This window comes from Halorientalis sp. IM1011 (genome assembly GCF_001989615.1).
Taxonomy (GTDB): Archaea; Halobacteriota; Halobacteria; order Halobacteriales; family Haloarculaceae; genus Halorientalis.
Genome location: NZ_CP019067.1, coordinates 2,007,644 through 2,031,628, shown reverse-complemented (window position 1 = coordinate 2,031,628; position 23,985 = coordinate 2,007,644). Strand labels below are relative to the sequence as shown.

The 23,985-nt window shown below is 65.5% G+C and carries 19 protein-coding genes, 3 tRNA genes and 3 rRNA genes; 8 read left to right on the top strand and 17 right to left on the bottom strand.

What is annotated here, in order from left to right; all coding sequences use genetic code 11:
- Positions 1 to 17 precede the first annotated feature (17 nt).
- Complete coding sequence (locus BV210_RS10250; RefSeq protein WP_077206571.1) at positions 18 to 356, bottom strand: hypothetical protein; 339 nt, start codon at positions 354 to 356, stop codon at positions 18 to 20.
- A gap of 332 nt (positions 357 to 688) precedes the next feature.
- Between BV210_RS10250 and BV210_RS20280 the strand changes: the two genes are divergently transcribed.
- The 4 genes from BV210_RS20280 (at position 689) to BV210_RS10235 (ending at position 2,448) form a co-directional block, all read left to right on the top strand.
- Complete coding sequence (locus BV210_RS20280) at positions 689 to 826, top strand: hypothetical protein (RefSeq protein WP_172824891.1); 138 nt, start codon at positions 689 to 691, stop codon at positions 824 to 826.
- Positions 827 to 882: 56 nt separating this feature from the next.
- Entirely contained in the window at positions 883 to 1,551 is a 669-nt protein-coding gene (locus BV210_RS10245; protein ID WP_077206570.1) for a hypothetical protein, read from the top strand.
- Between the two features lie 46 nt (positions 1,552 to 1,597).
- Positions 1,598 to 1,709 (top strand) — tRNA-Lys (locus tag BV210_RS10240).
- A gap of 532 nt (positions 1,710 to 2,241) precedes the next feature.
- The gene (locus tag BV210_RS10235; protein WP_077206569.1) at positions 2,242 to 2,448 is read left to right on the top strand and encodes a hypothetical protein; all 207 of its coding nucleotides are present in this window, start codon (positions 2,242 to 2,244) and stop codon (positions 2,446 to 2,448) included.
- 85 nt (positions 2,449 to 2,533) lie between these two features.
- On the opposite strand, the gene BV210_RS10230 is transcribed toward BV210_RS10235, so the two are convergent.
- From BV210_RS10230 to BV210_RS10200, 7 genes are all read right to left on the bottom strand, one after another.
- Positions 2,534 to 3,355: a hypothetical protein gene (locus tag BV210_RS10230; protein ID WP_077206568.1), complete on the bottom strand. Its 822-nt coding sequence runs from the start codon at positions 3,353 to 3,355 to the stop codon at positions 2,534 to 2,536.
- A gap of 72 nt (positions 3,356 to 3,427) precedes the next feature.
- The gene (locus BV210_RS10225) at positions 3,428 to 3,667 is read right to left on the bottom strand and encodes a UPF0058 family protein (protein WP_077206567.1); all 240 of its coding nucleotides are present in this window, start codon (positions 3,665 to 3,667) and stop codon (positions 3,428 to 3,430) included.
- A 98-nt stretch (positions 3,668 to 3,765) separates the two neighbouring features.
- Entirely contained in the window at positions 3,766 to 5,073 is a 1,308-nt protein-coding gene (locus BV210_RS10220) for a Tat pathway signal protein (RefSeq protein ID WP_077206566.1), read from the bottom strand.
- Entirely contained in the window at positions 5,073 to 6,122 is a 1,050-nt protein-coding gene (locus tag BV210_RS10215) for an iron transporter (RefSeq protein WP_077206565.1), read from the bottom strand. Before BV210_RS10215 ends, BV210_RS10220 begins: the two co-directional genes overlap by 1 nt.
- A 55-nt stretch (positions 6,123 to 6,177) precedes the next feature.
- Positions 6,178 to 7,104 (bottom strand): hypothetical protein, encoded by a 927-nt coding sequence (locus BV210_RS10210; protein WP_077206564.1) that lies wholly within the window; start codon positions 7,102 to 7,104, stop codon positions 6,178 to 6,180.
- 1 nt (position 7,105) lies between these two features.
- Positions 7,106 to 8,176, bottom strand: coding sequence for a hypothetical protein (locus BV210_RS10205; RefSeq protein WP_077206563.1), 1,071 nt, complete (start codon positions 8,174 to 8,176; stop codon positions 7,106 to 7,108).
- Positions 8,177 to 8,226: 50 nt separating this feature from the next.
- On the bottom strand, positions 8,227 to 8,769 hold the full coding sequence (locus BV210_RS10200; protein WP_077206562.1) for a DUF6789 family protein: 543 nt from the start codon (positions 8,767 to 8,769) through the stop codon (positions 8,227 to 8,229).
- Between the two features lie 243 nt (positions 8,770 to 9,012).
- On the opposite strand from BV210_RS10200, the gene BV210_RS10195 reads away from it, so the two are divergent.
- The gene (locus BV210_RS10195; RefSeq protein ID WP_077206561.1) at positions 9,013 to 10,614 is read left to right on the top strand and encodes a hypothetical protein; all 1,602 of its coding nucleotides are present in this window, start codon (positions 9,013 to 9,015) and stop codon (positions 10,612 to 10,614) included.
- A gap of 14 nt (positions 10,615 to 10,628) precedes the next feature.
- Here the strand turns inward: BV210_RS10195 and BV210_RS10190 are convergent, their stop codons facing one another.
- The 9 genes from BV210_RS10190 to BV210_RS10150 form a co-directional block, all read right to left on the bottom strand.
- Positions 10,629 to 11,240, bottom strand: a complete 612-nt coding sequence (locus BV210_RS10190; protein ID WP_077206560.1) for a helix-turn-helix domain-containing protein — start codon at positions 11,238 to 11,240, stop codon at positions 10,629 to 10,631.
- A gap of 63 nt (positions 11,241 to 11,303) precedes the next feature.
- Complete coding sequence (locus tag BV210_RS10185; RefSeq protein ID WP_077206559.1) at positions 11,304 to 12,569, bottom strand: S8 family serine peptidase; 1,266 nt, start codon at positions 12,567 to 12,569, stop codon at positions 11,304 to 11,306.
- 298 nt (positions 12,570 to 12,867) lie between these two features.
- Positions 12,868 to 12,943, bottom strand: a tRNA-Cys gene (locus BV210_RS10180).
- Between the two features lie 41 nt (positions 12,944 to 12,984).
- Positions 12,985 to 14,187 carry an acyl-CoA dehydrogenase family protein gene (locus tag BV210_RS10175; protein ID WP_077206558.1) on the bottom strand — a complete coding sequence of 401 codons (1,203 nt, stop codon included), beginning with the start codon at positions 14,185 to 14,187 and terminating at the stop codon, positions 12,985 to 12,987.
- A gap of 146 nt (positions 14,188 to 14,333) precedes the next feature.
- A 5S ribosomal RNA gene (rrf, locus tag BV210_RS10170) occupies positions 14,334 to 14,456 on the bottom strand.
- 111 nt (positions 14,457 to 14,567) lie between these two features.
- Positions 14,568 to 17,487 (bottom strand): 23S ribosomal RNA (locus BV210_RS10165).
- Between the two features lie 269 nt (positions 17,488 to 17,756).
- Positions 17,757 to 17,828: transfer RNA gene (locus BV210_RS10160), tRNA-Ala, on the bottom strand.
- 111 nt (positions 17,829 to 17,939) lie between these two features.
- Positions 17,940 to 19,412, bottom strand: a 16S ribosomal RNA gene (locus BV210_RS10155).
- The 16S, 23S and 5S rRNA genes sit together here with 1 tRNA gene alongside, the layout of an rRNA operon.
- 757 nt (positions 19,413 to 20,169) lie before the next feature.
- Entirely contained in the window at positions 20,170 to 20,481 is a 312-nt protein-coding gene (locus BV210_RS10150) for a non-histone chromosomal MC1 family protein (protein ID WP_077206557.1), read from the bottom strand.
- 277 nt (positions 20,482 to 20,758) lie between these two features.
- Between BV210_RS10150 and BV210_RS10145 the strand changes: the two genes are divergently transcribed.
- The 3 genes from BV210_RS10145 (at position 20,759) to BV210_RS10135 (ending at position 23,985) form a co-directional block, all read left to right on the top strand.
- Positions 20,759 to 20,956 (top strand): hypothetical protein, encoded by a 198-nt coding sequence (locus BV210_RS10145; RefSeq protein WP_049995293.1) that lies wholly within the window; start codon positions 20,759 to 20,761, stop codon positions 20,954 to 20,956.
- 45 nt (positions 20,957 to 21,001) lie between these two features.
- Positions 21,002 to 22,054, top strand: a complete 1,053-nt coding sequence (locus BV210_RS10140) for a quinone-dependent dihydroorotate dehydrogenase (RefSeq protein WP_077206556.1) — start codon at positions 21,002 to 21,004, stop codon at positions 22,052 to 22,054.
- 80 nt (positions 22,055 to 22,134) lie between these two features.
- Complete coding sequence (locus BV210_RS10135) at positions 22,135 to 23,985, top strand: histidine kinase N-terminal 7TM domain-containing protein (RefSeq protein WP_077206555.1); 1,851 nt, start codon at positions 22,135 to 22,137, stop codon at positions 23,983 to 23,985.

Sequence of the window (23,985 nt, the reverse complement as noted above, 5' to 3'; positions counted from 1 at the left end):
CAGGAAATTGTTGCCGACTACTCCGGCTGGGCCAGCCGCGTGCGTTTCCGCGGCACGTGGACGCTCTCGGGGACGACGCCGTAGAACTCCCCCTCGTCGGGGTCGATGACGCGGCCGACGGTGAGCCAGTCGGTGATCCCCTCCGCTCCACACTGGATGCACCGGCCGGCGAAGCGGGTCTCGATGTCGGGGTGATCGACGCCGACCTCGACGACGCCTTCGGCCAGGAAGTCCGCCATCTCGCAGTCACAGAACTCGTGGCGGGCCAGCAGCCACAGATTCGAGACGTTCACTTCCCGAGAGTCGTTGACGCTGATCCAGGCACCGTCGTCGAGCTGGTGAACGTCGGTGGGCATTCGCTCGTCCTTGTCACCGGAGCCACCTGAGTGGTCCGGCGCGGACAATACTCGCCGGGGCTGGGCCAGCCACGGGGGACTGACCGGCCTCGTGACCGCGCCCCAGTGACCGTGAGGGGCGATACCAGACACCGTAGTCAGAGAAAGCCCACGTGTCTTGCCTGTATTCGGGAGTACGGGTGAGGATTACGGTTGCGAGAGGCCTTATGATGGTCGGACAGGTATAGAGGAGTGATGACTGACAGTGACGGTGCGACCGACGCCGTGGACGAGCACGCCCCAGCCGACGTTGCGCCGGAGCTGTACGAACCAGATCAGGAGCTGGATTATCGATGACCGAACAAGCGACAGACACCGACACCGAGGAAGAGGACGTGCCAACTGATCATCTCGACGACCTGGACGACGGCTGTGGCTGTGCCGAAGTCTGGGAGCACACCAGCGAGCGCCGCGAGGCCGCTGACGACTGACGAATGCCCGGCGACCTACGGGACCCTTTTATCATTCGTCGCCCTACCACGCAACGATGACCGACGGGCCCGCAGAGGGACCGCCCACGGATCGAGAGTCGCCGGTCGGCCGTCCCGTCATCAGGGGCGATCCGAGCCTCACCGGCGAGCACGCCGAGCGTGCCGTGGCGTTCGATCCGGACGACCCCGAGAGCCTCGCGGAGGCCGCCGAGACCGTCCGCCAGTTCTCCCAGAACACCGCCGGCGACCCAGACAACGTCTACATGCTCCGGGGAGCGGCCGCCTGTGCCGCCCTCGTGCGTGGCGAAGGCTCCTACAAGGCCGCGGCCGAGCGCGCCGGCGGTGACGCGACCGTGGCCTTCATCCGGAAGTGGTCGCGGGTCCACGATCTCCCCCGCTCGATCCGCCGCCACGTCGCGAAAGGCGAGATCGCGCCCACCGCCGCCAAACACATCGCCCGCGTGGCCGGCGAGGCCCGCCTGTTGGTCGCCTGGGCCGCCCTGGACCACGATCTGACCGTCCGCCAGATCCGGTCGGTCGCCAGCACCGTCAACGACGGCCACACCGTCGAGGAAGCGCTGGCCGCCGAGGGCCTCAGGCTGGGAGAGATGTCGGTGGAGTTGTCCCGGGACGCCTACAGCGAACTCCGCCGACAGGCGGCGCTGGAGGACGTCGCGCCCGGCGACCTCGTCGGCGAGGCACTGGAGGCGTATCTGGACGACTGACCCGGATCGAAACTGTTTACCAACCCACCGTCCCATGTTTCGATGAGGGCCGGTAGCTCAGTTAGGCAGAGCGTCTGGCTTTTAACGAGTCCGCGCGTTCGATTCGGGCGGGTTCGGAAGTGACCAGATGGTCGGGGGTTCAACTCCCTCCCGGCCCGCTATTGCTGTCGCGAACATCTCGTGAGCGACAGCATTGCGAACGGGAGGGATTGAACCCTGCCAGTGGCAGCCCGCGCAGGAGCGAAGCGACGAGCAGGACCCTCTGGCTCCGGTTCAACTCCCTCCCGGCCCGTGTGGTTCGAGAGAGCGTAGCTCTCTCGTCATCCCGAAAATCGGAGATTTTCGGAGAAATCCTGCGGCTCGCAACCCGCGAGCCGCTGGTGAACGCTGCCGGAGGGTGTTGAACTAGAGCAGTCGCGCCAGCGTGGCGAGCACGTCTGCGCGTGGTTCAACTCCCTCCCGGCCCGTGCAACGAGACGGTGAGCGGCGCATGCCGCGATCCGTCGAGTGAACCGGCAGGAAGGGATTGAACCCTGCCAGTGGCAGCCCGCGCAGGAGCGAAGCGACGAGCAGGACCCTCTGGCTCCGGTTCAACTCTCCCGGCCTGCTTCTGTGACTCGCGAGCGGCGTTCCGAAACCGGGGCGAGCGAGACCGGGGACTTTACGGAGGTCACCGAGAAGGTGGAGCATATGTTAGGATTCAGTGACAGACTGGAACTGCTGGGACTGCTGACGGGGGCGTTCCTGGTTCTCGTGGGGATCGGAACGATCGCGGGGACGCCCTGGACGACGCTCGGCGGGCCGGCCGGCGGGCTGAAGGTCGTCGGCGGGGTGCTGGCCATCGGCGTCGGTGGGGGGCTGGGCTGGCTCTCCCGGACGGACGCGGATCCCGCGTAGTCGAGCCACGACGAGGACAGACGTCTAGAGTCGAAATTTCACAGCGGAAAAACGCTTCTCGGAAGGCGACGGCGACGAGTCGCGGTTAGTCCTTGACGGGGAGGTACGCGGCACCGAGCAGCACGATGGCGGAGAGGAAGCTGACGATGAACACGCCCCAGATCCCGCTCTTGCGTTCGCTGAAGTACTCCTGACGCGCGCTGTCTTCGAGGTAGCCATCCACGTCCTGCGAGAGGATGGCGGTGCTGTTGTCCGGGAAGTGGACGATGTACTGGGTGTCGTCGATAGTGACGTTCCCGCCCTCAGAGAGCGAGATGGTGTTCTCCTCCGAGGTTTCCCAGGTGAGTTCGACCGCGGACGTGGTCACGTTCGCGACGGTCGTGTCGACCTGCTCGTCCTCCTCGGTCACGTAGGGGAAGGTGTCGCCTTCGGCGACCGTCTGGGTTTCGGGCTCCGGGAGGTACGCCGCGAGCGGTTCGAGGCTCTCGTTCTCGCGGTAGACGACCTGTCGCTCGCCCTGGTACGTGACCGTCTCGTTTTCGACGGCGCTATCGGCGGCCAGGATGGCGCTGACGTTGAACTGCTCGCGGAGGGTGAACTCCGAGACGTCGCTACGGTTCTCGATGACGACCGTCCACGACTGGTTGTTGTAGGCGGTCGTGGAGTTGTTCTCTAGCGACGCGCTGGCCCGTGCGGACTGGTTGGTCCAGGCGAGTTCGCCGCTACCCTCCGAGACGGAGGCCACGTAGACCCGGTCGCCGATCCTGGGGGTGTCACCGTCGGAGATCTCCTGGCCCTGCACGTCGATCTCCGGGCGCTGGGCGTCGACGACGGTGATGTAGCCGACCGACCCCGCCGCGATGGCGAGGAAGAAAGCGAAGTATACCGCCGCGGCTCGTCGTTGCATACTTCGAGGCTGGGGAGGACAGCCTTTAATCGTTACTTTTCGCCAGCGATTCCGCTCCCAGCCAGTTCTCGGTCACTGTGACGCCTGTCGCGCCCGGTCACGCTCGGTCCGCTCCGCGTCCGCCTCGGTCGCCGCCGCCAGCCCCGCCGCGAGCGCAGTTACGGCCCGCTGGTGGTCCGCCTTCGACGCGTGGGCTGCCATCGGCGAAACTGTCTCCGCGGCCGCCTCGGCGTCGCTCACGCCCCGCGCTGCCAGCGTCCGCTGTGTCACGGCGAGCAGCTGGTGGAGGTACAGAAACTCGTCTTTCCGCATCGGTATCCGGTTGGGGCTGGACGACCCTAAACCGCACGACGGCAGTGCTATCACATCGCACAGACCCGGTACGCGAATCGGACCAGATGACGAGCGAGTCAGGCCGGCCGGGGGGTCGGCAGCGCGCGGTGGCGACGCGGCGGCACCAGGAAGTTCCCGCGGTGCTGGACGAAGATGTACTCGAGGATGCCGTTGTTGACCCGCTGGCGGATCGCCGGGTTGTCGGTGAGGTCGTCGCCGTTCATCGCCTCTCTGACTTCCTCGAAGGTCGAGATCCGACGCTGGAGCGAGGGGAAGTGGAGGCTGGCCACGTCGTCGTCGGTCGACTCGACGTGTCGCCTGAGGATGCGGACGTTGCCCGCCTCGTCGCGGTTCGCGCGCGCGGCCTTCTGGGCGTGACCGACCCGGCCGTGTTCCGCGATCGACTGCCGGATGGTCTCGGGGTCGAGGAACTCGTCGACGCCGCTGTCGGCCCCCAGATTCGCCCCGACGCCCTCGACCAGTCCCTGCTCGGCGTGGCTCGGGCTGAACATCTCCATGACCCGTTCCTCGAAGCTCTGCTCGTCGTACCAGTCGCCCAGCCGCTGGCGGAGGTTCGCGACGTGTTTGGTCGTCCCGTCGGCGAAGGGGCCCTCCCGGATCGTGACGTAGTCCTCGGTGGCCTGGTTGCCAGCGAAGCCAGCCTCGAATCCCATGAACAGCGGCGACCCCCCGGGGACCGGCAGCGAGTCCGGGATGCCGCTGATCGGTTCGCCGCCCTGGGACTGGCGCTCGGCCGGCATGCCCGGACCGATGAAGGCCGTCCGGCGGTCGTCGACGGTCAGGGCGTCGCCAAGCCTGTCCCTGACGGCGATCCCGTTAGCCTCGCTCCGATCGCCGAACATCGCCTCCTCGGCCTCCAGCACCACGTCGCCGCGGTCGCTGGCCAGGTGCAGGAGGGCGTCCTGCGTGTCGAAGGTCGGGTTCTCGAACCCCGAGAGCCGCCGGGGTTCGGGGAGGTCGATGCTGTCCGGGAGGTCGGCGTCGAACCGGTCGAAGTACGACGGGGAGTAGGCGATGGAGTAGACCAGTCCCTCGTTGCTGCGCTCGTAGGCCCGATCCAGCGTCCGGAGTGCCGCCGCGACGGTCTCGCGGGCGTCCTCACCGGGCGGCCCGCTCCCGTCGAGTGTCAGGTAGAGGAAGGTCTGGTGGCGGGGCAACTGGACGTTCCCGTCCGCGTCCGCGCGCACGCGGTCGTTCCACGCGTGCTGGCGCTGGGGGAGTTCCGAGGGGTCCGAGACGCCCTCGGGGACGGGGTCGCCGGCCCGCGGTGCCCGTCCGAGACAGGCGCTCAGCGCGCTCGCGCCCCCGGCCGCGACGGCGGCTTTCATAAATTCGCGGCGGGGGAGCGACTCGTCCAGTTCCATCAGAGTGTGACCTCCACGTCGGACATCTCCAGGAAGGCGGTCTCGTACCCCTCGTGGCGGGAGAGCTGAGGCGGCGTCTCGACCGTGATCGAGAGGGAGTCACCCGACGACACATCGGGGACGGCCGCGCCGTAGTGATACCCCAGGTCCGGGTCCAGCGTCGGTTCGAGCGCGACCGAGTCGCCGGCGAGTGCCCCCGACAGCTGCATCGAGGGCAGAACCATCCGGTTGTACGGCGTGTGGGCGAACACGGCGAGGTAGCGGCCGTCGCCCTCGACACCTTCGGGCGGGGCGTCCTGCGCGGTGACGACGAATTTCGCGTCGCCGCTCGTGGCTGTCCCGCGGACCTCGCCCGGGAGGTCGGCCTCGGGCGGAACAGTCGCGCTCGGGGCCATCGAGTCCATCGGGCCCAGCGCCTCGCGCTCGCCCGCGGCGTCGTCGTACTCGGTGTAGGGCAGGTCGTCGCGGGTGCTCTGGCTGTAGTCGAACTCGATCTCGGTACTCACGGGTTCGGTGAACCGACCCTGGAAATCGCCGGTCCGGCGGACGCGGTCCTCGGGCACCGACCCGACGTCGATGGTGGCGGTGTAGGTGCCGTCGCCGTCGCCGTCGACGTTGTTCCCGTAGTGCAGCCCCATCGGCTGGGAGAGCATCGCGTACATGTTGCTCTGGTCGATCAGTGACCCGTCCTTCGTGAGTTCCATCGACAGGCCGGCGTTGGGGAGGACCGTCTCCGTCTCGGGGTCCCAGATCACGGCCATGAAGTGCATCGCGTGGCTCTCCGCGATCTCCTTCTTGTTGGTGTCCGAACCCGTGATCTCCCAGAAGCGGTGGGGGTAGCTGTACATGGCGGCGAGTTCGTACTCGCCGACGGTCGTCGATCCGACCATCTCCATCCCCTCGGAGTGCGTCGGGTAGTAGACCGCGTCGGGGCGATCCTCGACCAGCGGCGGCGAGCGAACCGATCGCGACTCCGTCTGTAAACAGCCACCGACGATGCCCGCACCGACCAGTCCGGCCCCCACCCGGAGGACAGCACGTCTGTTCATCGCGCGGTGGTACGAATCCGATACAAAAGCCCGTTCCGATTCGCGTCAGCCGTTCTCACACGCCCCTGCGGTGCACCAGCCACACCGCGACGAGCGCGACCGCGGCGACCGCGACCGGCACGCCCGGCCCCGCACCGTCCGCCACGGTTTCCGTGGGCGCGTCGGTCCCACGAGTTCGATCCGCCGTCCCCTCGCCACCCGGCGCGGGCGACGGCGTGTTCACGCGGATCGGATCGTGCCCGCCGGGAACCCGCTCGTACCGGCTCGCGACGGGATCGTCCCCCGCCTCGACGACCGGATCGGCCGCGGGCTCGAACCGCCCATTCCCGTCGTCGGTGTGGACCGCGACCGCGAGGACCGCCCGCTCGTCGAGCCCCGTCGTGTTCACGGGCACGCGAACGTCCGTGTGTCGCCCGGCGGCCAGCGATCGCGATCCGAGCGGTCGACCGAGCGTCCCGTTCCCGGTCGCGTGCGCGACGAGGTGTCCCCGTTCGGGGAGCGTCGCCGAGACGACCGACACGGAGTCGTTCTCGAGCGAACCGGCGCCCCGGGTGACCACCGACGCGGGGCGGTCACCGCGAGCGACCGGAACGCGCTGGCGGATCGGCCGGCCGAAAAACTGGAGTCGCCGGTCCGTCGACGGGTCGAAGTCGTCCCCCAGCTCTGCGTCCTCGTGGAGGGTCGCCCGGAGCGTCGCGTTGCCGCTCACTGTGGCCCAGAACCTCGGATCGAGCCGAACCCTGACACCGACGTGTCGCCCACGGTCGAGTTCCAGGACGCCGACGACCCGTCCGGGATCGCCGCCGTCGTCGGCGTAGAGGACGAGGTACCCGTTCGTCGAGAGGAAGGCTTCCTCGACGACGACGGTGCCGTTCGCCGACACCTGCGGGCTCGCGGTCGCGTGGTTGCCGTGAGCGAGGGCGACGCCGGCGAACGAGACCGCGACGACCGCCAGCCCGGCGAGTGCGAGCGCGGCGCGCATCTCAGATCGACAGCTCCGTGGGCGGCATCTCGACGAACGCACGTTCGTACCCCTCGTGGCGACCGATGTGTGGCGGCGTCTCGACGGTCAGGTTGAGCCGGTCGGCCTCGTCCAGGTCGGACACCGCCGTCCCGTAGTGATACCCCAGGTCCGGGTCGAGCGTCCGGACGAGGTCGCCCTCGAACTCGCCGACGGTGGCCGAGAGTCTCATCGCCGGCAGAACGAACCCGTTGTACCGCGTCCGGGCCGACACCGCCAGATAGGGGCCCGACCCGTCGACGCCTGCGGGCGGGTCGGTCAGCCGAAAGACCTCGAAGATCGCATCGCCGCTCCGCGCAGTCCCGAGGCGCGTCCCGGGGAGGGCGTCGGGATCTGGGGCCCGGCCGAGCGGAACCTCGGTCGCCATCGGCGCGACTGCTCCGGGGTCACCGGCTTCGGGGATCTCCCGGGTGCCGACCCGGCGGCTGTCTGCGGCGGTGAACCGGAAGGGGATCTCGGCGCTCGCGCTCTCGCCGAACCGGTCCCGGAACGCGCCGGTCCGACGGATCGAGAGTCCACCCACCTCGATCCCGGCACGGTAGTCGCCATCCGCCGGGAGCGTGAAATTGCCCCCGTAGTGGACGCCCATCCGCTGGGAGAGCATCGGGTAGATCACCGCCTCGGAGACCAGCCGGTCTCCCTGTTCGAGTTCGAGTGTGAGTCCGGTCTCGGGGACGGCGAGCCCCGATTCGGGATCCCAGACGACTGCCATCAGGTGGACGCGGTAGCCGTCGTCGCCGCCGCCTTTCGGGACCACCGACCGCTCTCCGTTCGTCACCGTCCAGAACCGGTGGGGGACGGTGTAGAACAGCGCCACGTCGTAGGGGCCGGCGGTCGTCGATCCCAGACGTTCCATCGACTCGACGAACGGCTGGACGTACACGCCGCCCTCGCCCGATCCGGTCGAGTCGGCCGTCCCGGTTCCCGGGTCGGTCGAGGTCGGGGAGGGAGCGGCGGTGTCGGGGCGGTTACAGCCCGCGAGGCCGACGGTGCCGGCGCCGGCGAGGAAGGCGAGCAGGCGTCGTCGCTGCATTCGACACCGGGTTGGGACGGCGACGGGTTAGGGGTTCCGCTGGCCCGCGGTCACACCAGCGTCTCGGGGCGGTCCGAGAAGTAGTCGAAGACGGCCCCGAGGGTGAACCCGTAGGCGAGGTGGCTCACGAGCGTCAGCACCGCGTAGAGTGCGAGCGTGACGGTGCCGCCGGCGATCCCCTGGGAGAAGGCGAGCACGAACCCGGTCCAGAGGACGAACCCGTAGGGCAGTCCCTTGATGGCGAACGTTTTTCCGGGGAGGTACGCCGCGGTCGCGGCGAACAGCAGCGGCCAGGTGACCATCCCGCCACCCAGAAAGACCAGGAACCCGAGCGCGACCGCGTTGGTCGGGAAGAGCACGTCGAGTCCCGTCAGGTCCGCGAGGATGCCGAACGAGGCCATGTCGAACGCGTCCAGTGACGACGCCACGAACAGCCCGATACTCATCGCGGCCGTCCCGACCAGGCCACCGAGGGCCCCGATCAACCCGTCCGTCAGGATGCCCGTGAGGTGATCGAAATCCGGCTGTGCGACCTCCCCCTCGACGGCCGGATCGAACTCCTCGGAACCCGAGTGCGTGTCACTGTCACTCATAGTACGTACCGAGGGTCCCGAGCGACAAAAGCGATGCGCACACGTTCGTCTGTGTGTTCATGTCGGACCCACAGGCACTGAAATCGGAGTTTCAGTTTACGTGATAGCTTTTTGGGACTGGGGCGAACGAACGCCCGCAATGGGAGTGCGACGACCCGACGGTCGGCAGTCGGTCTGCCGGCCGAAACGGCCCTCCAGCGAGCGTATCGCGTTACGAACGACCGGCCCCGCGGAGGTGGTAGGATGAGACGTATCGGCATCGGCCTCCTGGCGGCGTGCCTGCTCGCGAGCGTCGCGGCAGTCGGCGTCGCCGGGGCAGTCGGTTCCGCCGACTCGGTGACGACCGACCACGATACGGGACCGACGGCCACAGCCCAGTCCGACGAGGAGGTGTGGCTCCCCGAGCGGAAAGTCGACGTCGTCCACGGGAACACCACCCAATTCGACGTGACCGTTCCCGAGTCAGCCGACGGCCCGGTGACCGTCGAGATCGGCGGGGAGTCCCACGAGTACCGCCTCGTCGCGACGTTGCGGGACGCGAACGACGACGGGATCATCGCCCTCGAGTACAGCGCCGGCGTCGAGGGGCCCGAGACCAGTTCGCTCACCGCTGTCGACGGAGACGAGGTGACCGTCACGGACAAGACCGCGCTGAAGCGGGAAGGGATGACCGCCAGATCCTACGAGTTCCGCCTCGCGAACGGCACCTCGCCGGACGGTGAGACGCTCGACACCGGAGCGTTCGGCGTCGTCTTCGACGCGACCCACATCGACACGAGCGACGACCCCCGCGACGACGAGTCGACCACCGAGAACCGAAGTGACGGGGACCGCGACCGGTCCGAAACCGGCGACGACTGGTTCTCGACCCGGACGCCCACCGCCGACGTGGACGAAATCGCCCACGTCGATGTGACCCTCCAGCCGGACGCCAACGGCTCGGTCACGCTCAATATCGGCGACGGCGCAGGATACAGCCTCGTCGCCACGCTCCGTGATGAGAACGACGACGGCGTGATCCGGACCGACTTCGACGTGTCGGCCGCGGGCACCGACCAGAACCCGCTCAGCGTCGACGGGATCGACGAGGTGACCCTCCATCGACAGACGGACCTCCCCGACGGGGGACTCGCGCCGGGCAACTACGAGACGAACCTGACGCTGGGCCGACCGCCAGCGGGCGAGGAGGTCGCCATCGGCACGCTCGTCGTGAACTCGCGCGACAACGACCCCGACGGGACGGAGGCCACAGCGAAACCGGGGGAAACCGGTGGAGAGTGGAACTGGAGCGACCGCCGCGATAGCGTCATCCCGAACGGCGGTATCGTCCCCGTCCGCCAGGAAGCGGTCGCCCACGTCCCCGTCCAGGTCAGGCCCGGAACGGCGGTGACGCTTCGCATCCGGCGACCCGGCACGCCCGACGATTACGTCGTCGCAGTCGAGGACACGGACGGGAGCGGCCGCGTCCCCCTCCTGTTCAGGACCGGCGCGGTCGACGCCGGCAGCCACCGCGTCGCGACCAGCGGTGACAACGACGTCCGACTGCTGGAGGGGGCGAGCGACACCGACGCGATCGCCGAGGGACTCCTCAGCATCGACGTCTACAACGGGAGCGGCCTCCGCTACGACGACGACGGGATCCGCAACGAACACCTCGGCGTCGGCACGCTCCAGCTCCTCGAAGCGAACGGGACGGATACCGACCCCACCGAGACCCAGACGACGGGACCGAGCATCGGTGACGACGACGACGGCGAGAATCTGAACGGACTCGCCGCCATCGGCGTCGGTGGCCTTCTGGCAGTCGTCGGCGTGGCGATCCTGTTCGGCGTCCGCCGGCAGTAACGCTCACCCCCTTTTCACTGCCGTACGACCAGCACGAGCACGGCGATCAGCACCAGCGATCCGAAGAAGAAGATCAGTCCGGGTTCCAGCACCTGGAAGACGAGCCAGGCGAGCGGGTCCTGCTCGCCACCCGTCGGCGTCGGCGAGGTGGGCCCGACGGCCGACGATCCCGATCGCTCCGGGCCGGCCAGCCGCTCGGCACCCCACTGGACCAGCAGGCTCGCCAGTCCGAGCAGTCCGAGGCCCGCCAGCACGTCCGTCAGCGATCGCTCGATACCCGGGCGCAAGTCGCGGTTGCCGACCAGCACCAGCGGATCCGTCGCCGGCCCGTACACGGTCATCTCGTTGCCCTTCTCCGAGTAGCGCGTCCCGATCGCCTCGACGAGGTCCGCCTCCTCCAGATTCCGCAGGTGATAGATGACGTTCTGTACGGACGTGTCGATCCGCTCCGCGATCTCCGAGGGCGAGGCCGGCTCCTCGAACAGCGCCCGATACAGCTCCCGGGCCGTCTCCGAGGACAGCGCGTCGAGCACCTCGTCGGTCGCCGCGTCGTCCACGTCGAGCACTCGAAGCCGCTCGTCGGCCTCGGCCGTCGACCCCTGCATCCGGTCGATGAGTCCAGACATACCGAAAGTACCCCGAAGTTGTTTCCGGGATTACATAGCCCTGTTCGTAGCTACAAAACTCGTTTAACCCGACGCGTTCCGGGCCGCCTGGACCGCGGCCCACGGGTCGACGCGCCCGTCTCCTGCAGCGAACGGCGACCCGTCCACCTCGGTCGCCGTCCGTTCGAGGACCCCCTCCACCGCCGCCGGCCCGAGATCCGGGTTCGCCGCCCGGACGAGCGCCGCGGTCGCGCCCGCGTACGGCACCGCCGCCGACGACCCGGTGAACCCGTCGGGCACGTCCGCGACACCGGTGTCCGGCGCGACGACGTCGATCCCGATCCGCCCGTCCGCCGTCGGCCCGCGCGAACTGTAGGGTCGAACGCGTCCCCGCTCGCGGTCGAACGCCCCCACGGTGAGCACGCCTCTGGCCGTCCCCGGTGCCACGAGGCTCCCGCCACCCCGGGCGCGCTGGAGTTCGTGTGTCTGGGAGACGAGTTCGAGTCGCTCTCCCGTCGGCTCGGCCGGGCCCTCGACCGTGACGAAGTACGTCCCCTCCGGGACAGTCACGTCGATCCGCTCGTTGGGGGCGTCGTCGTGTCTGTACGGCTGCGACCTGGCCACGAGCTCCGACCCGCTCTCGTCGAGTCGGTAGAGCGCCAGCGTGTAGTTCGCGATTACCCCCTCGGGTCCGGCCTCGGTCCGGGAGAGCCACAGGCTCACGCGCCGACCCCCGTTTTGCAGGAAGTTCCGCGTTCGATCCCCGAACACCAGTCGCCCGTTCCGGACCTCGTCGTACCGTCCGACCCAGTGACTCTCCGCCGTGTTCCCCGCCGGAGCGACGAACACGACACCTTGCCGGGCGGCCCGCGTTGCGAGCCGTTCGACCGCCGCGGTCCCGTCCCCGGGCTTCCCGTAGAAGCCCACCGGCGCGACGATCACGTCGACATCTCGGTCCAGCAACCACTCGACCGCCGCCCGATACCCCGACGGCGAGTCGGCCGTCGCCAGCGACAGGTTCGCCCCCGGAACGGCGCGCGCGACCACCCGCGCCGCCGCCGTCCCGTGTTCGTCCTCGCCGCCGCTGGTGACCGACTCCCCGCCGCCGAACGCCCGCGTCGCGACGACCTGATCCGCCACCCCCGTCGCGTCCGCGTCGAAGCCCGTCACGTCCACGATCCCGACGCTCACGCCGGCACCCGTATACCCGGCCGCGTGTGCCCGTGCGAACCGCTCGTCCGCGACCCGTCGGTCGGCCGACCCGCCCTCCTGCAGGGCGAACAGGCCGATCCCCGCGGTCAGCGCGAGCACCCCCACCGCCGCGATCAGCACCACTCGTCGGTCGCTCATTCGTCCGCAATGTCATATCGATACCGCCTATATCCTCCGGCTTTCACTGGCGTCGACAGCGCCGCCGCTCACGAGTTGGTCACAGAAGCCAAGGGCCGGATTTGAACCACGGTCGCGGCAAAGCCGCTCCCTGATTCAAATCACGACCGATGGTTCTGGTCGCTCACGGGTTGTTCGCGACATAGAAGCCAAGGGCCGGATTTGAACCGGAGGAAGACGTGCTCGCTCGCGCTGCGCGCGCCTTCCAGGGTTCAAACCGGTCCAGTTCCTGCTGCTCACGGACTGTTCGCGACATAGAAGCCAAGGGCCGGATTTGAACCGGCGGCGATCCGCTCTGCAGGCGGACGCGTTATACCAGACTCTGCCACCTTGGCGCAGTCGATACTAATCGAGAACCGCGTTTAAGCGTAGCGGTCTAATACGAGCGGGGCAGCCCCAGCGTGTGCTCGGCGATGTGATTCAACATCATCTGTGACGACCCCGGCGCGACCGTCCCCAGACGACTCCCCTTCCACATCTCGACGATCATGTAATCCCGGCTGAATCCGTTCCCCCCGTGGGTCTGGAGCGCCACGTCCGTCGCCTCGTGCCCCGCCTCCGAGGCCCGCAACTTCGCCATGTTCGAGACCTCCGCCGTCTTCTTCATGTCCTCCGTCCCCTCCGTCTCGTCCATCAACCACGAGGCCTTCTGCACCAGCAACTTCGCCGCCTGTACCTTCGAGTACACGTCCGCCAGCGGGTGCTGGATCGCCTGATGCGCCCCGATAGGCTCGTCGAACACGACCCGATCGTTCGCGTACTCGACCGCGCGCTCGATGGCGTTCCGCCCGACACCGATCGCTCCCGCAGCTCCGACCAACCGTTCGGGATTGACAGTGTCGAACAACTGGTACAGCCCCATGTCTCTCGTCCCGATGATGTCGTCCGCGCTCGCCACGTAGCCGTCCAGCGAGAGCTCGAACTGCTTCTCCGGCGTCGGAATCCCCACGTCCAGCTCTCTGCGTTCGATATTCTCGTCCTGAGGATCCGCCAGGAACAGCGTGATCCCCTGGGTCCGTTTGGCCACCTCGTCTTTCGGCGTCGTGCGCGCGACCAGCAACATCTTGTCGGCCACGTCGACCCCACTGATCCACTGTTTGCTCCCGTCGATCACGAACGACCCATCCTCGCGCTCCTCGGCGAACGTGTCCAGATTCGGCGCGTTGTGCCCCGCGTTCGGTTCGGTTAGCGCCATACAGAAGTTCAGCTCCCCGTTCACTAGCGGTTCGAGCAGTTCCTCCTTCTGTTCCTCCGTCCCGTGATTCGTCAGCGTCACCGCCCCGAAGACGACGTTCACCACGAACAGCATCTCCGCCCCCATGCTCCCGTTGGCCACCAGTTCCTCGACGATCGTCGTCAGCTCCGAGATTCCCATCCCTTCGCCGCCGTACTCCTCCGGCACCGTGACCCCGAGAAAGCCAGCATCGGCACAGTCCTGCCAGAACTCCGTCGGCGCCATCCCCGCCGAGACGTCTCTCCAGTAGTCGTCGCCGTACCCACTCGCCACCTCTCGCGCTGTCTCCCGCATCATCCGATGGGTCTCCGGCTCCGCAAATCCGGGTTCGTCAGTGAATGACATGCACTCTACGAGGGGCTACCGGCAAATAAAGGTATGAACTATGAACGGTCGGACGGTTGCTGGCCGTTCGAAGGCAGCGGTCGCTGGTCGGGTTCGAAATGAAAAGACCCCCGCAGGGCGTGGTGCCCTGCAGGGGTCGAAATGAGTGGAGGCGGCGAACCGGGTCTCCCAGAGGCTCGCGCACTCGAGTAGGCCCCGGAACGCAGGCGGGCTTAACTTCCGTGTTCGGGATGGGTACGGGTGGAAACCCCGCCGCTGTGGCCGCCTTAACGCCGACTCGCGGAATCGAACCGCGATGATCCAATGTCGGTGGTACGGACTGTGTGATACGTGCGATCCAGATAGCGCCTGGACTCGTGTGGAATCGAGTCTCAATGCGGTATGATTGGTGGCTTCGATCAGTTAGTGCTCGCGGGCTAAACGCCTCGTCACCTCGGCGCGTACACCCCGAGTCTATCGATCTCGTCTTCTACGAGTGATCTCGGCGGTATCTCTTTTCCAGGTGGGTTTCGAGCTTAGATGCGTTCAGCTCTTACCCCGTGTCGCGTGGCTGCCCGGCACGTGCCCTCTCGGACAACCGGTACACCAGTGGCGACCATCCGTAGTTCCTCTCGTACTATACGGACGTTCCCGTCAGATACCATGACACCCCCAATAGATAGCAGCCGACCTGTCTCACGACGGTCTAAACCCAGCTCACGACCTCCTTTAATAGGCGAACAACCTCACCCTTGCCCGCTGCTGCACGGGCAGGATGGAGGGAACCGACATCGAGGTAGCAAGCCACTCGGTCGATATGTGCTCTTGCGAGTGACGACTCTGTTATCCCTAGGGTAGCTTTTCTGTCATCAATGGCCCGCATCGGGCGGGCGCATTGGTTCGCTAGACCACGCTTTCGCGTCAGCGTCCCTCGTTGGGCAGGACACTGTCAAGCCATCTTATGCTCTTGCGCTCTTCGCCGCGTCTCCGACACGGCTGAGATGGCCTTAGGGCGCGCTCGATATTCTTTCAAGCGCGTACCGCCCCAGTCAAACTGCCCGGCTATTGGTGTCCTCCTCCCGGAGTGAGGGTCACAGTCACTAACGGGTAGTGTTTCATGTGTGCCTGGGTGGCCCGCTAGCGCGGGTACCTCTGTAACGGCTCCTACCTACTCTGCACATTAGCGACCATGTCCCAGCAACAGCCTGCAGTAAAGCTCCATAGGGTCTTCGCTTCCCCTTGGGGGTCTCCAGACTCCGCACTGGAACGTACAGTTCACCGGGCCCAACGTTGGGACAGTGGCGCTCTCGTTAATCCATTCATGCAAGCCGCTACTGAAGCGGCAAGGTACTACGCTACCTTAAGAGGGTCATAGTTACCCCCGCCGTTGACGGGTCCTTCGTCCTATTGTACTAGGTGTTCAGATACCCGCACTGGGCAGGATTCAGTGACCGTACGAGTCCTTGCGGATTTGCGGTCACCTATGTTGTTACTAGACAGTCGGAGCGCCCGAGTCACTGAGACCTGCCCCTTTCCGGGGCAGGCATCCCTTATCGCGAACTTACGGGACTAACTTGCCGAATTCCCTAACGTCGGTTGTCCCCGACAGGCCTTGGCTTTCGCCGCCACGAGCACCTGTGTCGGATCTCGGTACGGATTCTCTGCTCCCTTTTCACGGGCCCCAGGTTGAACCAGCTTGCGGTATCCCGCCGTTCGTCCGCTTCGTGCCATTACGGCTTCCACGGATTTGGACGGTTCCACCGGGCGAAGGCCCGGTCTGGTCGACCCCGAGGCGTCGGTTTCACTGCAGAGAAGCACTGGAATATTAACCAGTTTCCCTTTTGTCCGTCGCGAGTTACGAACGGACTTAGGACCGGCTAACCCTCGGTTGACGAACAGTGCCGAGGAACCCTTGCTCGTAAGGCCGTCGGGATTCTTACCCGACTATCGCTGCTACTATGGCCAGGATTTTCGTCACTGATCGGTCCACAGGAGTTCTCACCCCTGCTTCCACCCAATCAGAGCGCCGACCTACGCGGTCGCCCGGTAAAGGGCGCGGCCAGGTCTCGGTGGTGGATTTGAGCCCCGATCATTTTGGGCGCCTCAAACCTCGGCCGGTAAGCTGTTACGCTTTTCTTAGAGGGTAGCTGCTTCTAAGCTCACCTCCCGGCTGTTTAGGGCTTGAGACCACCTTCGATCGCACTTAATCCACACTTTGGGACCTTAACCCAGCTCTGGGTTGTCTCCCTCACGGTACACAGGCTTACCCCGCATACCGGACTCCCCGCGTCGACAGCGTCCGTAGGTTTGGAGTTTGACAGTGGAGCCGACTCCTCTCGGAGGCGGACACCACAATCGGTCGCTCTACCCCACGGACTACCTCGGCGGAGGTCATGCTTCGACATGTTTCGGTCGGAACCAGCTGTTTCCGGGTTCGATGGGCCTTTCACCCCTACACGTAGGTCACGGGAGGGTATTGTAGGACACCATCCCTAACAGACTTCCACGTGCCTTTCGGCACGCTTCATCTTGCCCACGCGTAGATCACCCGGTTTCGGGTCGTACCCGTTTGACTCCCCGCGCTTGAACACGGCGGCCCTCGTGCAAAGCACTGCGGCCATGTCGGTTTCCCTGTGCCTTCCCCGATGAACGGGTTAGACTCGCCAAACAAGTACACTCCCTGGCTCGTTTTTCAAAACGTACGACGGAACACCGGCTTCCTGTGGGTCCTACTGGAGGATCGCTCCTCGGTCGTTTGCCACAGGACCTTTCGAGCCCCGTCGCTCCATCGCCAACTGATTTCAAGCCCTATTGCACCTCCCTTCTGAGGGTGCTTTGCAGCGTTCGCTCACGCTACTTTTTCACTATCGGTCTCAGGTAGTATTTAGCCTTGGCAGTCGATGCCTGCCGTGTTCACGAGGGATTTCCAACCCCCGATACTCTGGAACTGACGCACACCGTACTGGTCTTCACTACGGGGTTGTCACCCTGTTTCACGCTCCGTTCCAGGAGACTTCGTGAAGACGATCCGGTGATGAGAGTCAGCCCTAACACCACATTGCCCGAAGGCTTCGGTTTGGGCTAGGTCGCGTTCACTCGCGGTTACTAACGACATCACATTCGTTTTCTCTTCCTGCCGGTACTGAGATGTTTCAATTCCCGGCGTTCCCCATTGCGCGAAGCAATTGCAGTGAGGATTCCTATTCGGAGATCTCCAGTTCTTCCCCTCCGTGCGGGTCCCTGGAGCTTATCGCAGCTTGGCACGTCCTTCGTCGGCACCTGAGCCGAGCTATCCACCAGCTGGCATAGTAGCCAATCGCTGATGATGATCTGGAGGAATCCAGATCACGTTGGTAGTGACTCGGATATGATTCCGAGTCGCGTCGCTGAAGACTCGATGTACTGCACACGAGTCCAGTGGACGCCTGGATCGCACGTACACACAGTCTCATCTGCAACGCCCGGTGGTTGCCGGTGCGTGCATCAACCCTTCCCACCCGCGTTCACACGGAGTGGTGCATCGGTCTTCCGTACCCGGATCGAGTGGAGTGCCCCACTTAAGGGACACGGTTCGACTCGGGCACGGGATATGGACCCACTGGGATTTGAACCCAGGGCCTCCGCCTTGCAAAGGCGGCGCTCTGCCGCTGAGCTATGGGCCCTTCCCTGCGGACGAATGTCAGCCCTGGCAGTTCATAGGTGCTCGATCGGTTCGTGGCTCGAACGTGATCCTCCAAAGGTGGGCTGGGCGCGTCGGCCCAGTCCCGTGTTGTAGGAGGTGATCCAGGCCCAGATTCCCCTAGGCCTACCTTGTTACGACTTAAGCCCCCTTGCGAAGCCCAGATTCGACCACCGCATGGTGGCCTCATCCGGACCTCACTCGGGTGCTTTGACGGGCGGTGTGTGCAAGGAGCAGGGACGTATTCGCCGCGCGCTTCTGACACGCGACTACTACCGAATCCAGCTTCATGCGGGCGGGTTTCAGCCCGCAATCCGAACTACGACCGGGTTTAGGAGATTAGCTCTCCCTCTCGGGGTCGCGTCCCACTGTCCCGGCCATTGTAGCCCGCGTGTTGCCCAGCACATTCGGGGCATACTGACCTACCGTTGCCCGTTCCTTCCTCCGCTTTAGCAGCGGCAGTCTCCCTAGTGTACCCAGCCAACGCAAGGTTGCTGCTGGCAACTAGGGATGCGGGTCTCGCTCGTTGCCTGACTTAACAGGACGCCTCACGGTACGAGCTGACGGCGGCCATGCACCTCCTCTCAGTGGCTCCGATAAGGTCATCAACCTGATCTTCACTGCACACTGTCGGTGCTGGTGAGATGTCCGGCGTTGAGTCCAATTAAACCGCAGGCTCCTCCGGTTGTAGTGCTCCCCCGCCAATTCCTTTAAGTTTCATCCTTGCAGACGTACTTCCCAGGCGGCTCGCTTCACGGCTTCCCTACGGCACAGCGCAGGCTCGTAGCCTGCGCCACACCTAGCGAGCATCGTTTACGGCTAGGACTACCCGGGTATCTAATCCGGTTCGAGACCCTAGCTTTCGTCCCTCACCGTCGGGTCCGTTTTTCCAAGGTGCTTTCGCCATCGGTGGTCCGTCCAGGATTACGGGATTTCACTCCTACCCCGGACGTACCCCTTGGATCTCCCGGCCCCAAGCCGAACAGTTTTCGCCGGACGCCTGCCCGTTAAGCGGGCAGATTTCCCAACGAACTTGCTCGGCCGGCTACGGACGCTTTAGGCCCAATAAGAGCGGCCATCACTCGTGCTGCCGGTATTACCGCGGCGGCTGGCACCGGTCTTGCCCAGCACTTGTTCCTGTACCACCTTACGGTACAGAAAAGCGAGGACTGTATGCCCTCGCACTCGGAGTCCCCTTATCGCACTGTCGTGCAGTGTAAAGGTTTCGCGCCTGCTGCGCCCCGTAGGGCCCGGAATCTTGTCTCAGATTCCGTCTCCGGGCTCTTGCTCTCACAACCCGTACCGATTATCGGCACGGTGGGCCGTTACCCCACCGTCTACCTAATCGGCCGCAGCCACATCCTATGGCGCCGTAGCGTTTCCAGCTCTCTGCACTCCAACATGGGAGCTGTATTGGAGATTAGCCTCAGTTTCCCGAGGTTGTCTCCATCCATAGGGCAGTTTGGCCACGTGTTACTGAGCTATCTGCCACGAGCCTGAACTCGTGCGACTAGCATGGCTAAATCGGACTCCGATAGCAATGGCCTCCGGCAGGATCAACCGGAATGTCTCCTGGCCGAAGCCAGGAGGGTTAGGCGGGACACACTCACGAAGAGTGTGTTCTATCGAAGGTATAACACGTTCGACGACACACGGACCGACCGAGTGTCACCGAACTGCCAGGGCTAACATCAGATCCCATCTATACGGCGGACCGCAGGGGTGGAATCCTCATTCATCGCGGACCTAATTGTACACCGGGACGCCGTATAAGGGCTTCGGTGTTCGTTCGGACCGCCGCCGGGCGATGTCGGCCCCGGACCGGCCGTGTCTGCATTCCATCCGAATGCCCTGTTACACTTAAGGGCATCGGATCGGGTCGTCCGGAAATCCGCATCCGGGACGACCGTGCGTGTTTGCCAGAATCCCCTTCGTAGACTTAAGGGGATCGATGCAGACTGCCGGGCAGTGGGACCATCCCACCGCCCCGCCTTCGTATTTCACTCGATGGGGGTGATTTACTTAAGCCCGTCGAACCGGAACCGCTACGGCAGGCGATTCCATGGGAATCGACCTCGCGCGCGGTCGGCTCGACCGGCGGCTCGAATGTATGTCTGGATTCTAGTATATCGACGCTGACCCACCCGGTGAGAACTGTCGCGTGGGCGGAGGCCGGCCGGTCATCCCGCGCGTGGTGCGTTCGGTCTGGCCGGGTGTTTCCACGCCGTCGAGAGTTACAGCGAGAACGAGTTAGGTCTGTGGGTACGCGGCCGTGCGCGTGGCTGCAGACGCAGTATCAAAGAAACCTCCTCGAAGCCGCGTATTCAGATCTCTTCGAGGTGTTCGACACCTTGTTTCTCGACGTTGCCTTTGGTGATCTCGGTGGGCATCCAGTCCGGTTTGTCGTCGGGAGCCTCTTCCTCCCAGGCCCACCCTTCGTAGATGTGGACCTTGTGCGTGCCTTTCTCCCGGAGTCGGAGCTCCGTTCGGTCGGCGGCGGACTCGCTGCTCGCCGGATCGAGCCGCCGGGCCGCTTTCAGTGCCGCCTGCCGAGGTGTGCCACCGGAGAAGACGCTCGACTCCTCTCCGTTCGTTTCTCGAAGCGCGAAGTTGCGCTTATCTTGGTCACGTGCCATGGTTTTGGCCTCTCCGTGTCAACCCAGCACATGACCCACCATAAATATACCCCCGTATCCCCCCGCCGTCCGGCGGTGAATTTATATACTATCCGATAAACCGCTCGGCGGTTTTGGTGTGAATCCGCCAGTATCGGGCGGATTTCATCTGCTCCAGCGCGCGGGCGCGGTGACGGGTCCCCGTCCTCGACGGCAGCGACGGACCGACGGTGGAGACGAACGCTCGCACGGTAAGCTTAAGTAACTCCTCCGGCGAACGACGACGTACGATAGCGCGATGGTGCGAAAAAAGAAGCTGAGTCCGAGTGGCGCGAAGGACGAAGATGGCGAGTACCACAACGTCCACATCAACCTGCACGAGGACGAGTTGGCGGTCGCCGGTATGGAGATCGGCGACGAGGTGTTCGTCCGGGTACGGGACAACAAGATCATCATCCAGAAGGCCGACCCGGAGGACGTCGAACACGAGTTCTAACGCCCGATCGTACCGAGCCATCGCACAAAGACACGAGGAGAGAGTGTGATCTACGAACTCGCGAAACCACTGTTGTTCAGACTCCCGGCCGAGACCGCACACAGATGCGTCCACCGACTGCTCGGTGTCGTCGACGGCACGCCCGTCACCGACGCCATGGCCCGGTACTACACCGTCGATGACGACCGGCTGGCCGTCGAGGCGTTCGGCCAGCAGTTCCAGAATCCCGTCGGTGTCGCAGCCGGGTTCGACAAGAACGCCGAGATTCCCGGCGCGCTCGCCGCGCTGGGCTTTGGCTTCGTCGAAGTCGGCGGTGTCACGGCCGTCCCACAGGAGGGGAACCCCCGTCCGCGGATGTTCCGCCTCCGCGAGGACGAGGGCCTGATCAACCGGATGGGACTCAACAATCACGGCGCGTCCGTCGTCGGCGAACGCCTCGCGGCCACAGACGCCCCAGTTCCCGTCGGTGTCAACGTCGCAAAGTCCGAACACGTGGCCCCCGAGGACGCTCCAGCCGACTACCGCGAGACCTACGAGGCGGTCGCCGAGGGAGGGGATTTCTTCGTCGTCAACGTCTCCTGCCCCAACTCCCAGGGATTCGCCGAACTCCAGAACCGCGACTCGATGGCGGCGATCCTCGGCGGGTTGCAGGACGCGGGCGCATCGCCCTTGCTGGTCAAACTCTCGCCGGACCTGCCCGACCCGGCCGTCGAGGACGCCCTGGATCTGGTCGGCGAACTCGACCTCGACGGCGTCGTCGCCACGAACACGACGACCGAGCGACCCGCGTCGCTACGTAGCCCCAACCGGGCCGAGACGGGCGGTCTCTCCGGGAAGCCCATCGAGCGCCGGGCGACGGAGATGGTCCGATTCGTGGCGGAGCGGACGGACGTGCCCGTCGTCGGCGTCGGCGGCGTCGCGACCGCCGAGGACGCATACAGGAAGATACGCGCGGGCGCGAGTGTGGTCCAGTTGTACACCGGCCTGGTCTACCGCGGGCCGGGGATCGCCCGCGACATCAACCGCGGCCTGCTCGACTTGCTCGAACGGGACGGGTTCGAATCCGTGAGCGAGGCCGTCGGCGCGGATCTGGACTGAACCCGATGTTCGGTGTAGATATCAGCCAGCGTAACCGGTCGAGACGTTTTAACGAGCGAGTGTAATGCACGAACGATCGGATGATCTGGCAGGTCACCGGGTTGACGCTCCCGCTCGCCGTCTCGGGAGCGCTGGGGCTGGTCGTCGCGGCGGCCGTCTGGCGGGAGCGACCGAAGACGGGGTCGACCTGGCTGTCCGTCGCGGCCCTCGCCGTCGCCGCCTGGGCGTTCGGCCAGGTGATCGTCGTCTCGAACGGGTCGGACTCGCTCCGGCTGTTCGGGAGCGGCCTCACCGTCGCGGGGATGGTGTTCACTCCGCCGCTGTGGCTGCTGTTCTCGCTTTCGTACACCGGCCACGGCGACCGGGTGAGTCGGCCGCTGCTCGCCGTCCTGTTGCTTGAGCCGACGATCCTCGGCGCGCTGGCGCTGTCGGGGAGTGACCTCATGTTCGCGGAGGGGACCCTCGCGGCCGGCGCGGCGGGCGCGACGCTGTTCGTGAAGTACGGCCCGTTGCTGGTGGTCCAGCACGCCTACGGCTACGCCCTGCTGTTCGTCAGCGAGTTCCTCCTGTTCCGGATGTTTCTGGGTTCGCGTAACGTCTTCCGGAAGCGAACTTTCTTCCTGCTCGTCCTGATCGTCTTTCTCCACGCCTGCCAGTTCCTGAGCGTCGCGGGCCTGAGCCCGACCCCCTACCAGACGCTCACGCCGCTTGGCTTCCTGCTGTTCGGGACCCTCTCGCTGCTGGTGATCGTGAGTTTCCGGAGTCTGGAGTTCCTCCCGCTCCAGCGCGTCATGACGCTGCTCGGTCGCCACTCGAAGAACCTCACACCCATCGCTCGCGAGCGCGCCATCGAGGAGATGGCCACCGGCTTCATGGTGCTCGATCACGCTGGCCGGATCGTCGACATCAACCCGATGGGCAAGCGCATCCTCGCACGGGAGGGTGAACGCGTCGTCGGCAAGCGGGTCCAGTCGGTGATCCCGCCGGACATCTTCGTCGACGGCACGCCGTCGTTTTTCGACACCGACGGCGGGGCCACGGGCGGCCGATTCACCGGGATCTGGATCGAGACGCCGGAGGGCGACCAGCGCTGTTTCGACGTGCTCGTCACGAGTCTCGGCGACGACGAGGCAGCGGGGCTGGTCGCGCTGATCCACGACGTGACCGAGCGAGAGCAACGGAAGCGCAAACTCCGCGACCAGAACCGCGAGCTCAAACGGCAGAACGAACAGCTGGAGGACTTCGCCGGTATCGTCTCCCACGACCTCCGAAACCCGTTGACCGTCGCCGACGGCCACCTCGAACTAATCGAGCGCGAAACCGACAGCGACCACGTCGATCCCGCCCGGGACGCCCTCGACCGGATGCGGGAGATCGTCGACGACGTGTTGACGCTCGCCCGCAGCGGCCAGTCGGTGAGCGACACCGAGCGCGTCCGACTCTCCGAGGTCGCGACCGAAGCCTGGGACACCGTCGACACGAAAGACGCGACCCTCCACACCGAGTGTGACACCGTAATCGAGGGCGACCGCACCCGCCTGCGCCAGATGTTCGAGAACCTCTTTCGCAACGCCGTCGAACACGGCGGCCCAGCCGTGACCGTCACCGTCGGCGGCCTCCCGAACGGTTTCTTCGTCGAAGACGACGGCCCCGGCATCCCCGAGGGCCAGCGCGCCGACGTGTTCGCCGAGGGGTTCACGACCGACGAGGACGGCACCGGGTTCGGCCTCGCCATCATCCGGACCATCGTCGAGGCCCACGGCTGGGAAATTACGGCGAGTGACAGCGAGGACGGCGTCCCCGCGAGCGAAGTGAGCGGGGGCTCGGAAGACGAACGACGTTCGTCTTCCGGCGGCGCACGCTTCGAGATCGTCGGTGAGGACCTCGGTTCCGAACGGGGCGTCCCGAAGTCGCGGACTGAAATCAGCTAA